Genomic DNA, 11,977 nt, shown 5'->3' with positions numbered 1-11,977 from the left:
AGCGGCGGAAAACGACAACCGCCGCCCAGCCTCATCTTGCATCGGTCAAGGATGCGGTTTACGCCCTCGGAGCTTAGCTCAGGAGCGTTCAAACTATGCTTGACATCAAATGGATTCGCGACAACCCGAAGGCCCTTGTCGAGGCGCTGGCCAAGCGCTCGTGGTCGGCGGCAGAGGCGCAGTCCACGGTCGATGATTTGATCGCCAGGGACGAGGCGCGGCGCGAACACGTCACCGAGCTGCAGACCAAGCAGGAGCGCCGCAACGCCGCCTCGAAGGAAATCGGCAACGCCATGCGTTCGGGTGACGCCGCTCTTGCCGAAAAACTCAAGGCCGAAGTCGGCGATATCAAAACCTTCATCCAGAATGGCGAGGCGCGCGAACGCGAGCTCGACAAGGCGCTGAACGACGCGCTGGCGGTGCTGCCCAATGTGCCTCTAGACGATGTGCCGGTCGGCAAGGACGAACACGACAATGTCGTCAAACACATCGTCGGCAAGGTGCCGACGCGGCCGAACTGGGTGAAGGAGCATTTCGAGGTCGGCGAAGCGCTCGGCATGATGGATTTCGAGCGGGCGGCCAAGCTGTCGGGTTCGCGCTTCACCGTGCTGAAGAGCGGCCTGGCACGGATGGAACGCGCGATCGGCCAGTTCATGCTCGACCTGCACACGACCGAGCACGGCTATGAGGAAGTGATCCCGCCGCTGATGGTGCGCGACGAGGTGCTTTTCGGCACCAACCAGCTGCCGAAATTCGAGGAGGACCTGTTCTTCACGCCGCACGGCGAGGGCAGGCTTGGCCTGATCCCGACCGCCGAGGTGCCGCTTACGAACCTCGTGCGCGAGGAAATCACCGCGCATGAAAAACTGCCCCTGCGCTTCACCGCGCTGACGCCGTGCTTCCGCTCGGAGGCAGGTTCGGCCGGCCGCGACACGCGCGGCATGCTGCGCCAGCACCAGTTCTACAAGGTCGAGCTGGTGTCGATCACCGACCAGGAATCCTCGCTCGCCGAGCATGAGCGGATGACGCAATGCGCCGAGGAAGTGCTGAAGCGGCTTGAACTGCCGTTCCGCACCATGGTGCTGTGCACCGGCGACATGGGGTTTGGCGCGCGCAAGACCTATGACATCGAGGTCTGGCTGCCCGGCCAGAATGCCTATCGCGAAATCTCGTCCTGTTCGGTCTGCGGCGACTTCCAGGCGCGCCGCATGGATGCCCGCTACAAGGACAAGGATGGCAAGGGCAACCGCTTCGTCCATACGCTCAACGGTTCGGGCACCGCTGTCGGCCGCGCGCTGATTGCCGTCATCGAAAACTACCAGAACGAGGATGGCAGCGTAACCATTCCTGAAGTGCTGCGGCCTTACATGGGCGGTCTGGCAAAGATCGAAGCGAAGTAATGCGCATTCTTCTGACCAATGACGACGGCATTCACGCCGAGGGCCTGGCGTCGCTCGAACGCGTCGCGCGCACACTGTCCGACGATGTATGGGTGGTGGCGCCGGAGCAGGACCAGTCGGGCTATGCGCATTCGCTGTCGATCTCGGAGCCGCTGCGGCTGCGCAAGATCGGCGAGAAGCATTTTGCGGTGCGCGGCACGCCGACCGACTGCGTCATCATGGGCGTGAAGAAGATCCTGCCCGGCGCGCCCGACCTGATCCTTTCCGGCATCAATTCGGGCGCCAACATCGCCGACGACGTGACCTATTCGGGAACCGTCGCCGGCGCCATGGAGGGCGCGCTGCTCGGCATCCGATCGATCGCCCTCAGCCAGGGCTATTCCTATGTCGGCGAGGATCGCACCGTTCCCTACGAAACGACCGAGGCGCTGGCGCCGGCACTGCTGAAGAAGCTCGTCGCGACGCCGCTGCCGGATGGCGTTCTGCTCAACGTCAATTTTCCCAACTGCCTTCCCGAAGAAGTCGTTGGCACGGAGGTCACCACACAAGGCAAACTCGTGCACAGCCTGTGGGTCGACGAGCGCCGTGACGGGCGCGGCCTGCCTTACTATTGGCTGCGCTTCGGCCGCGAGCCGGTCGAGGGCAAGCAAGGCACCGACCTCCACGCGCTGCGCAACAGATTGGTGTCGGTGACGCCGTTGCAGCTCGACCTCACCGCGCATGAGATCCGTGACCAGCTGAGCAAGGCGCTTGCATGAATTTGCCAATCGATGACCGCGAAGGATTTGCCGCTTTCCTGTTGCGCCTGCGCGGCAGGGGAACCGTGCCGAAGGCGCTGATCGCGGCTTTCGAGGCTACACCACGGCGCGGCTTTCTGGCGCCTCACTTCCACCAGATCGCCTGGTCCGACCGCATGCTGCCGATCGAATGCGGCGAGGCGATCGAAGGCGCCGACATGCAGGCGGCGGTGATCGCGGCTCTTGCCATAGAAGCGGGAAACCGCGTTCTCGAGATCGGCACCGGCACCGGCTATTCGGCGGCGGTGATGTCGCGGCTGGCGGCGCGCATCGTCACCATCGACCGCTACAAGACCCTTGTCGAGCAGGCCAGGCAGCGTTTCGAGGCGCTCGGCATCGGCAATGTAGTCGTGCGCCAGGCTGACGGCTCCGGCGGCCTGCCTGCAGAAGGCCCGTTCGACCGCATTGTCGCCTGGGCGGCCTTCGACAGCCTGCCGCGCTTCCTGCTCGACCAATTGTCGAGTGGCGGCATCGTCATTGCGCCGATCGGGCCGGAGGAGGGCGAGCAGGTGCTGGCCAAGCTGACCAAGGTTGGCAGCCGTTTCGAGCGCGAGGATATCGGCCTCGTGCGGCTGCAGCCGATCCTACGCAGCGTCGCGGCGATTATCTAGGCGCATTGATAGTCAGGTGAGGCCGGCCTGCAAATGGCTGATACCTGCGCTCCGGTGCTCACGTACGAAAAGTGCGTTCCGCTCCGGTTCTCGGTATCAACCATTTTCGACTCGGCCTGACCTGAATCTCAACGCGCCTCCACGCACTCGAAAATGTTTTAAGAAAATTTTCGTCGGATTCTAATGGGTTAACCGACCAGTAACATTAACGCGCTTTAATCCGATCCAGTTGGTGCAGAGTTTGTGCGGGTTAGTGCGATGCAACTCAGTGTTTTGAAGACAAACGGTCGCAATCTGGCGCGGGGCTGCGCTGTTCTCATGATTGCAGGCGCGGCGGCCGGGTGCAGTTCCCAGGCCTCGCGGTTCAACAGCGTCGACGACGTCTTCACTTCCTCGACGAACAATCAGCGCGCCATCATCAACAAGCAGGACGCCGTGCAGCCCTATCCGGGCGATGTCTCGGCCGCGCCGCTCGACGGCAGCCACACGCAGTCGGTCAGCCGCTCCAGCCTCGAACCGGTTTCGAGCCGGCCGTTGCCGCCGCCCGTTTCAGCTCAGGCGCAACCCGCGCCGGCGCTCGCGCCTGCCGCCAATCCGGTGCGTGTCGCATCGGCGCCGGCCATGGTTCGGCCCGCTCCCCACGTCGACAGGACGACAACCGGCACTGTCGAGCCGGCCGCCAAGCCGTTCAAGAATGCCCAGCCCGACGCGCCGAAGGTGGCCGAGGCGGGCAGGCCGCACGCGACCGAAATCGTCGTCAGGGACGGCGAGACCATTTCCGGCCTGGCCGCGCATTACAAAGTGCCGGCCGATGTCATCATGAAGGTGAACGGCCTGAGCCCGACCAAGGGGCTGAAGACCGGTCAGAAGATCGTCATCCCGGCCTATGCCTATTCGAGCAAGGCCGAGCCGAAGGTCGCCGATGCAAAGCAGTTGAAGGACGGGCCTGCAAAGGATGGCAAGCACGACCTGCCTGCGACCGCGCCGGACAAGGTCGCCGTCTTGCCGCAGCAGCCTAAGCTCAAGGAAGGCAAGTCCGCCGCGCAGGTCGATGCTTCGGCCGCCGCGAGCCAGCCCAAGGAACCCAAGCCCGCGCAGGTCGCCAAGGCAACAGGCGCCGCCGGTACCTATACGGTCCAGTCGGGTGACACGATGTCCTCGATCGCCAGGAAGACCGGCGTCGGCGTCGTTGCGCTGAAGCAGGCCAACGGCATGAAGGACGGTTTGCTCAAGATCGGCCAGACCCTGAAGGTACCAGCCGGCGGAACCGCGACGGTCGCCAGCGCCAAGCCGGCAAAAGTCGATCCGGTGACCACGGCAACCACGCAGCCCCCGGCAAAGACCACGCCGTCGGAAACGCTGGCATCCTATACGCCGCCGAAGAAGGACGCGAAGGTCATCCAGCAGGCCGAGGACGACGAAGCGGTAGCGCCGGACGCCACGGGTATCGGCAAGATGCGCTGGCCGGTGCGCGGCCGGGTGATCTCCGGTTTCGGATCCGGCAAGGACGGCGTCGACATCGCGGTGCCCTCGGGCACGCCGATCAAGGCGGCCGAGAACGGCGTCGTCATCTACGCCGGCGACGGGCTCAAGGAATTCGGCAACACGGTGCTGGTGCGCCACGAGAACGGCCTGGTCACCGTCTATGGCCATGCCAGCTCGATCGAGGTGCAGCGCGGCCAGAAGGTCAAGCGCGGCCAGGAGATCGCTTTGTCGGGCATGAGCGGCACGACGGACTCGCCGAAGCTGCACTTCGAAGTGCGCAAGAATTCCGCCCCGGTCGACCCCTCTGGTTATCTCGAATAGTCCGGCTGTCTCGAATAGAAGAAGAAAGCGATTTTTGCGGGCCGTCTGACCTCCAGTCCGGCCCGCCGGCTCAGCCCGTTCCGCAAGGAGCGGGCTTTTTCAGTTGCTGCAAAGCCCGCCCGCGCGGGTCACAGTTGATCACGGAGCGTGTCGGCGATCATCTCCCCGATGCTGCTGGCCTTTACGCCCAGAAGCGCCTCAGTCTCGGAGGCATCAACCAGCAGAGGTCTCTCGAAGAGGTAACTCATCTCGATGGCCTCATGCATGCCCAGGGATTCGATCTCAGGGACGGAATAGGAACGTGTCCCTGAAACCTCTCGTGCGAGCATCGCCGCGGTTTTCTGGATGAGCTCCCTGGGTGAGGCGTATTGCGAGGGAACGTGAAACGCGCGTCCCCATTCGCCCTTGTAGCGGGCCGCCGCGACCAGCGTCCTCGCGACGTCCCTGGTGAAGGTCCAGGCATGGGTTGCGTCGAGGTCTCCGATGAAGGCGACAGGCTTGCCCTCGATGATGGCGGGCAGCGCGATCAGTGAGAAGTAGCTGATCGCGCCATGTCCGAGATAGTCGCTGGAGCGTATTTCGATCGCCGGTACATCGGCACGGACCGCCCGCTGCCACATGATCGCCCTGGCGGTTCCCTTCCTCGACGTCGGATCCAGGGGCAGGTCGGAGCGAAGCGGGCTATCGGCATTTTCCCCATAGCCATAGAGGTTTCCGAGCACGATGAGCTTGGCGCCGAAAAAGTCGGTCGGCCACCGATGATATGCGGCCATGGCACACATGAAGATGGCATCGGCGCCTCGGCAGATACGTGACAGTTCAGAGGCATCCGTGGCGTCGGCCTGTATGGTCCGCACGTTCGGCAACGCGTTCGAGCCGACGCTTCGGCTTGTGAGAACGACATCATGCCCTTCCTCACCAAGAAGGCGCGCGGTCTCGCGTCCAACCGGGCCTGCGCCGACAACAACATAGAAACTCATGGCAACCTCTCTTCCGAGTTTGATGGAGAGGCGTGCGTACAGGGTCGCGGCATTGAAAATCGCGCGGGAATTGCCAAATCTTGAACAGGTTTCGCCATGAATCGAGAGTGCATGCGTCCACAATTTGCTTCGGCCCGATCCCCATCCGACGTAGCAATGATCGCCCGGCGCATCGAGGCAGGTGTCCATCGTCTGCCGCGGGCGCCGCACCATCGCGTCATGGTGCATGCAAGCGCGGCGACACGCTCCTACTGCAATCAAGTTGGGCGCTATTTCGTCAGGCGCGCCGGCGATATCGACCTGGTGCCGGCTGGCGAGGAGGGTGGTTTCGAGGCTGAAACCGCGTTCGACACGATCGAGATTGTCTTGCAGCCAGCCCTGATGGAAAGGGTGGCGGCGGAACTTGGAGGCAGGGCGCTGGTATCGCGGCTCGACACACGCCATCTGCTTCGCGACCAGCGCATCGAGCATCTCGCTCGCGCGCTCCGGAGCGATCTCGATGCGGGTGCACCAAGCGGCTCCCTGTTTGCCGACAGCATTGGCGCCGCGCTGGCGGTCAGGCTGCTTGGCGTCGACGATATTGACGTCGAACGGACGAACCGCTTGTCGGATACCCAGCTCAAGCGCGTCCTGGAGCACATTGAGGCGGCTCTCCACGAGCCGCTCTCGGTCCATCGACTCGCCCGGGTAGCCGGCGCGAGCAGCTCGCATCTGCGGACATGGTTCAAGGTGGCGACGGGCGTCACCCTGCATCGCTACGTGTTGCGACGCCGGGTCGAACGCGCTCATGCCCTGCTGCAGCAGGGCGATCTCAGCACCAGCGAGGTCGCGGAATTGGCGGGCTTCGCACACCAGTCACATCTGGCGCATTGGATGCGCCGCGAGATTGGCCAAACGCCGCGCGACGTGCGACGGGCGCGACGCCTCAATCCTTGAGCGGCTTGCCGAGCCGGCCGGCCAGATCCTGCGTGAACTGCCAGGCGACGCGGCCCGAGCGGCTGCCGCGCGTCGTCGCCCATTCCAGCGCTTCCGCGCGCAGCTGCTCTGGGTCGATGTCGAGGCCATGATGGCTGGCATAGCCATTGATCATCTCGAGATACTCGTCCTGCGAGCATTTGTGGAAGCCGAGCCAAAGGCCGAACCGGTCGGAGAGCGAGACCTTCTCTTCGACCGCCTCGGACGGATTGATGGCGGTCGAGCGCTCATTGTCGATCATGTCGCGCGGCAACAAATGGCGGCGGTTCGAGGTGGCGTAGAAGATGACATTGGCCGGACGGCCCTCGACGCCGCCTTCGAGTGCCGCCTTCAAAGACTTGTAGGACGTGTCGTCATGATCGAAGGACAGGTCGTCGCAAAACAGGATGACGCGGAAGGGCGCGGCCTTCAGCAGACCCATCAGCTTGGGCAGCGTATCGATGTCCTCGCGGTGGATCTCGATCAGCTTGAGCGGCAGGTCGGATTTGGCCTTGGCGTTGATCTCGGCATGCACGGCCTTGACCAGCGACGATTTGCCCATGCCGCGCGCGCCCCACAACAGGACGTTGTTGGCGGCAAAGCCGGCGGCGAAGCGCTCGGTGTTGTCGACAAGGATGTCGCGGACACGGTCGACGCCGCGGATCAGCCCAATGTCGACGCGGTTGACCTTGCGCACCGGCTCCAGATAGCCGGGGTCGGCCTGCCAGACGAAACAGTCGGCCTCGCCGAGGTCGGTTTCAGGCACCGGCGGCGGGGCGAGGCGGCCGACAGCCTCGATCAGGCGGTCAAGTTTCTTGTTGAGGGCGTCGATGGTGCTGTCGGTCATTTCAGGTCTTTTGGCTCGTTTCCTGGGGCGGGCAGGTGGGACACGTTCGAATCCGTCGGGTTCGAAACCGGTCCCAACCTTTTGTTCGAGCGTGATCTTTTCGGTAAACCGGCTCTCGCATTTCGCGATCATGCTCTAACACGGGCGAACAGGCCGGAAAAGCAGCCGATTTGGTCGGTCGCGCAGTTGCATTGACAACTTTACCGACTATATTCCGGCCAAATTTCAAGGGGCCGCCAAACTCCGCAGGACGGTTGGCGGCTGTTTTCAAAATTCAGGAGTACCTCGATGTTCGTGACACCGGCATACGCCCAAGGCATTGGCGGCGCCTCTCCCGATATGTTCATCAGCATTTTGCCTTTTGTCCTGATTTTTGTGATCATGTATTTTCTGATCATCCGCCCGCAGCGCACGCAGCTGAAGAAGCGCGGCGAGATGCTGGCGGCGGTCCGCCGCGGCGACACGGTCGTCACCGGCGGTGGTTTCGTCGGCAAGGTGACGAAGGTGATCGACGACAACGAGCTCGAGATCGACCTTGGTGGTGGCACCAAGGTGACGGCGCTGCGCTCGACGATCGCCGATGTGCGCGTCAAGGGCGAACCGGTGGCCAACCAGAACGCCAAGAAATAACCCAATTCAAGGCGGAGCGATCCGCGGACACGCTCTGACGGACGACGCCATATGCTGTATTTTTCGCGCTTCAAGATGATCCTGATCTGGGTGGCCGTCGCCATCACAGTGATCCTCGCCGCGCCCAATCTGTTCCCCGCCAGCACGTTGGCCCAGCTGCCGAGCTGGGTGCCGAAGCGGCAGATGACGCTCGGCCTCGACCTGCAGGGCGGTTCGCACATCCTGCTGGAGATGAACCAGAACGATCTGATCAAGGATCGGCTGGAGACGACGCGCGACGAAATCCGCACGCTGCTGCGTGACGCCAAGATCGGCTATACCGGCCTTGCCGGCACCGGGCGGACCTTGCAGGTCCGCATCACGGACCCGGCCCAGCTCGACGCCGCAAAGAAGGCGCTGAAGACCTTGACCGATCCTGTCGCCGCCGGCCTGTTCAGTGGCGGCTCCATCCAGGAAATGTCGCTGGATGATTCCGAGCCGGGCCTGCTCAAGTTCACCGTCACCGACGCCGGTATCAAATACCGCACATCGACCGCATTGGCGCAGTCGATCGAAGTGGTCGAGCGCCGCGTCAACGAACTCGGCACCACCGAGCCTATCGTGCAGCGGCAAGGCGACGACCGCATCCTTGTCCAGGTGCCAGGCCTGCAGGATCCGCAGCGGCTGAAGGAAATCCTCGGCCAGACCGCCAAGCTGACCTTCCAGATGGTCGACCAGTCGATGCCGGTGCAGGACGCGCTCAAGGGACGCCCGCCCGCCGGTTCCTCGGTGCTCTATTCCCAGGACGACCCGCCGGTTCCGTATCTGATCGAAAACCGCGTCATCGTTTCGGGCGAAAACCTCGTCGACGCGCAGGCGACCTACAATTCGCAGAACAACGAGCCGGTGGTCTCATTCCGCTTCGATTCGAAGGGCGCTGCCCGCTTCGGCCAGGCGACCTCGCAGAATGTCGGCAAGCTCTTCGCCATCATCCTCGACAACCAGGTGATCTCGGCGCCGCAGATTCGTGAACCGATCCTCGGCGGGACCGGCCAGATATCAGGCAATTTCACCGCCCAGAGCGCCAACGATCTCGCCGTGCTTTTGCGAGCCGGTGCGCTGCCGGCCACATTGACGGTCATCGAGGAACGCACTGTCGGCCCAGGCCTTGGCCAGGATTCGATCCATGCCGGCAAGGTCGCCGGTATCATCGGTTCGATCCTCGTCGTCGCCTTCATGTTCGTCGCCTATGGCTTCCTCGGTTTCCTCGCCAACATCGCGCTGGCGGTGCACGTGGCGATGATCGTCGGGCTGCTGTCGCTGCTTGGGGCGACGCTGACCTTGCCCGGTATTGCCGGTATCGTGCTGACCATCGGCATGGCGGTCGATTCCAACGTGCTGATCTACGAACGCATCCGTGAAGAACGACGGGCCGGCCGCTCGGTGATCCAGGCGATCGACACCGGCTTCTCGAAGGCGCTGGCGACCATCGTCGATTCCAACGTCACCTCGCTGATCGCCACCGTGGTGCTGTTCTATCTCGGCACCGGGCCGGTGAAGGGCTTTGCCATCACCTACGCCATCGGTATCCTGACAACCGTCTTCACCGCTTTCACCTTCACGCGCCTGCTGGTGTCGATCTGGCTGCGCCGCGCCCGTCCGAAGGAATTGCCGAAGGCCCCGGTGACCTTCATTCCGCCGGGTACCAAGATCCCCTTCATGGGCATCCGCCGCTGGACGTTCGCACTGTCGAGCTTCCTGTCGGTGCTGTCCGTGGTGCTGTTCATGACGGTCGATATCAATTACGGCATCGACTTCAAGGGCGGCTCGATGATCGAGGTGAAGTCCAAGAGCGGCGATGCCAATCTCGGCGATATCCGCGCCAGGCTGATGGAGCTCAATATCGGCGAAGTGCAGGTGCAGCAGTTCGGCGCGCCGAATGACGTGCTGATCCGTGTCGGCACGCAGGATGGCGGCGAGAATGCCGAGCAGACGGTCATCGACAAGGTGCGCGGCGAGCTGCAGGACCAGTATGATTTCCGCCGCGTCGAAGTGGTGGGACCGACTGTTTCCGGTGAACTGGCCAAGCAAGGCACTATCGCCATGCTGGTCGCGCTGGTCGGCATCCTGGTCTATGTCTGGTTCCGTTTCGAGTGGCAGTTCGCGGTCGGCGCCATCGTGGCGACGGTGCACGATGTGGTCATGACGCTCGGCTTCTTCGTCATCACCGGGCTCGAATTCAACCAGTCGTCGCTGGCGGCGATCCTGACCATCATCGGCTATTCGCTGAACGACACGATCGTGGTCTATGACCGCGTCCGAGAAGATCTGCGAAAATACAAGCGAATGCCACTGCCGCAGCTGTTGAACAACGCCATCAACGAGACGCTGTCGCGAACGACGCTGACCTCGGTGACGACGATCCTGGCCTTGCTGGCGCTGGTGTTGTTCGGCGGCGAAGTCATCCGCTCCTTCACCATGGCGATGCTGTTCGGCGTCGTGTTCGGCACCTATTCGTCGATCTTCATCGCCGCACCGCTGCTGATCCTGTTCAAGCTGCGCCCGCAGGCCTCGGCCGACGAGGAGAAGCCGGTCAACGGCGGCAAGGCGGTCGCGACCTGACGCGCGGCCCCGAAGGGGTGACAACAGTGGTGACCGGCAAAGGCATCGTCATCCGCGAGGCGCATTTCCCCGGCCGCGCGCCGATCGAGGCTTATGGCAATGGCGGGTTCCGCTTTGCCGACATGTCGCATCGCGGCTCGCTGCTGTGCCTGCCATCCGGCATCCATGGCTGGGAGCCGGCGGACGCTTCAGCGCTGACGGTGGCGGATTTCGAAAAACTGCTGGCCGAAGCCGACAAGGTCGAGATCCTGCTGGTCGGCATGGGCAAGGATTTGAGGCCGTTGCCGGCAGCGCTGCGAGCGGCGCTGAAAGAGGCGGGCATTGCCTCCGACCCGATGTCGACCGGGGCTGCGGTGCGGACCTACAATGTCCTTCTGGCGGAAGACCGCGCCGTGGCCGCAGCGCTCATCGCCGTCGATTGATATGTCGCAAAATGCCAAAATCGTCATGGACGCGGTGCGCGCCGCCGACCATGACCGCTATTTGACGGCACTCTACGCGCCGGCCGAAAAGCGCGACGCACTGTTTTCGCTTTACGCTTTCAATGCCGAAATCGCCGGCATCCGTGATCGCATCCATGAAGCGTTGCCGGGCGAGGTGCGGCTGCAATGGTGGCGTGACCTCATCGCCGTCGACAATGATGATGCAGCCATCGGCCATCCCGTCGCCGACGCGCTGAAGGCGACAATTTCCGCCCACCGCCTTCCCAAGCTGGCATTCGACAACATGCTCGAAGCGCGCATCTTCGATCTTTATGACGACCCGATGCCGTCGCGCACCGACCTGGAAGGCTATTGCGGCGAGACGGCGGCCGCGCTCATCCAGCTTGCGGCGATGGTGCTCGATCCCGTCGAGGCGCCCCGCTTCGCTGAATTGGCGGGCAGGGCGGGCTGCGCGCAGGCCATGACCGGCCTCTTGCTTCTGTTGCCGCTGCACCGCAAGCGCGGGCAGTGTTTTGTCCCGGTCGAAATTCTGGCGGCGGCGGGATCGACGCCGGAAGAGTTTGTTGCCAGCGATGGCGGGCCTGGAGCGCAGCGCGCCGTGGCAGCGTTGATCGCGTTGGCGCGCGAACACCTTTCCGCTTTCGAGCGGGGCGCCGCGGCCCTGCCGGTGGCCTTGCATCCGGCATTCCTGCCGCTGGCACTGTCGCGTGCCTATCTCGACAGGATGGAAGGCTCGCGCCAATCGCCGCTCGACGGCGTCGCGCGGCTGTCCGCCTTGCGCCGGCATTTGTTGCTGTTGCGGCGAGCGAGCAAGGGCTGGCCGGCACTTTGACGTAAACGTCAATCGTGCTAAGGATTCGGCTGTGCCGGGAACTGTCGCCGGAGATGACAGGCCGGCCCGGAGGAAA

At 63.5% G+C, this 11,977-nt stretch carries 11 protein-coding genes; 9 read left to right on the top strand and 2 right to left on the bottom strand.

Going from position 1 to position 11,977, the window contains the following annotated elements:
• The first annotated feature begins 95 nt into the window (after nt 1-95).
• The 4 genes from serS to AB4Z43_RS00680 all read left to right on the top strand — a co-directional run bounded on the left by serS (nt 96) and on the right by AB4Z43_RS00680 (nt 4,614).
• Complete coding sequence (gene serS / locus AB4Z43_RS00695; protein ID WP_441935342.1) at nt 96-1,400, top strand: serine--tRNA ligase; 1,305 nt, start codon at nt 96-98, stop codon at nt 1,398-1,400.
• On the top strand, nt 1,400-2,158 hold the full coding sequence (surE, locus tag AB4Z43_RS00690) for a 5'/3'-nucleotidase SurE (protein WP_441935341.1): 759 nt from the start codon (nt 1,400-1,402) through the stop codon (nt 2,156-2,158). Before serS ends, surE begins: the two co-directional genes overlap by 1 nt.
• Nucleotides 2,155-2,808 (top strand): protein-L-isoaspartate(D-aspartate) O-methyltransferase, encoded by a 654-nt coding sequence (locus tag AB4Z43_RS00685; protein WP_019858556.1) that lies wholly within the window; start codon nt 2,155-2,157, stop codon nt 2,806-2,808. Before surE ends, AB4Z43_RS00685 begins: the two co-directional genes overlap by 4 nt.
• 258 nt (nt 2,809-3,066) lie before the next feature.
• Nucleotides 3,067-4,614 carry a peptidoglycan DD-metalloendopeptidase family protein gene (locus tag AB4Z43_RS00680; RefSeq protein WP_019858555.1) on the top strand — a complete coding sequence of 516 codons (1,548 nt, stop codon included), beginning with the start codon at nt 3,067-3,069 and terminating at the stop codon, nt 4,612-4,614.
• A 128-nt stretch (nt 4,615-4,742) separates the two neighbouring features.
• Here the strand turns inward: AB4Z43_RS00680 and AB4Z43_RS00675 are convergent, their stop codons facing one another.
• Entirely contained in the window at nt 4,743-5,594 is an 852-nt protein-coding gene (locus AB4Z43_RS00675) for an NAD-dependent epimerase/dehydratase family protein (RefSeq protein WP_441936132.1), read from the bottom strand.
• A 111-nt stretch (nt 5,595-5,705) separates the two neighbouring features.
• Between AB4Z43_RS00675 and AB4Z43_RS00670 the strand changes: the two genes are divergently transcribed.
• Nucleotides 5,706-6,530: a helix-turn-helix domain-containing protein gene (locus AB4Z43_RS00670; RefSeq protein WP_441935340.1), complete on the top strand. Its 825-nt coding sequence runs from the start codon at nt 5,706-5,708 to the stop codon at nt 6,528-6,530.
• On the opposite strand, the gene AB4Z43_RS00665 is transcribed toward AB4Z43_RS00670, so the two are convergent.
• Nucleotides 6,520-7,395, bottom strand: coding sequence for an ATP-binding protein (locus AB4Z43_RS00665; protein ID WP_027046915.1), 876 nt, complete (start codon nt 7,393-7,395; stop codon nt 6,520-6,522). The two genes, AB4Z43_RS00670 and AB4Z43_RS00665, sit on opposite strands and share 11 nt — an antisense overlap.
• Nucleotides 7,396-7,683: 288 nt before the next feature.
• On the opposite strand from AB4Z43_RS00665, the gene yajC reads away from it, so the two are divergent.
• From yajC to AB4Z43_RS00645, 4 genes are read left to right on the top strand one after another with little or no spacing between them, the layout of a single operon-like run.
• The gene (gene yajC, locus AB4Z43_RS00660) at nt 7,684-8,025 is read left to right on the top strand and encodes a preprotein translocase subunit YajC (protein WP_010909882.1); all 342 of its coding nucleotides are present in this window, start codon (nt 7,684-7,686) and stop codon (nt 8,023-8,025) included.
• 51 nt (nt 8,026-8,076) lie between these two features.
• Nucleotides 8,077-10,626, top strand: a complete 2,550-nt coding sequence (gene secDF / locus AB4Z43_RS00655) for a protein translocase subunit SecDF (protein WP_010909881.1) — start codon at nt 8,077-8,079, stop codon at nt 10,624-10,626.
• 26 nt (nt 10,627-10,652) lie between these two features.
• Nucleotides 10,653-11,048 (top strand): Mth938-like domain-containing protein, encoded by a 396-nt coding sequence (locus AB4Z43_RS00650; RefSeq protein ID WP_032930531.1) that lies wholly within the window; start codon nt 10,653-10,655, stop codon nt 11,046-11,048.
• 1 nt (nt 11,049) lies between these two features.
• A complete protein-coding gene (locus AB4Z43_RS00645; protein ID WP_441935338.1) occupies nt 11,050-11,901 on the top strand; it encodes a phytoene/squalene synthase family protein in 852 nt (283 codons plus the stop codon).
• Nucleotides 11,902-11,977: the final 76 nt, after the last annotated feature.

This window comes from Mesorhizobium sp. 2RAF45, from assembly GCF_052115225.1.
Taxonomy (GTDB): Bacteria; Pseudomonadota; Alphaproteobacteria; order Rhizobiales; family Rhizobiaceae; genus Mesorhizobium; species Mesorhizobium jarvisii.
Note: the sequence above shows the minus strand (reverse complement) of the source record. Positions and strands in the feature narration are given on the sequence as shown.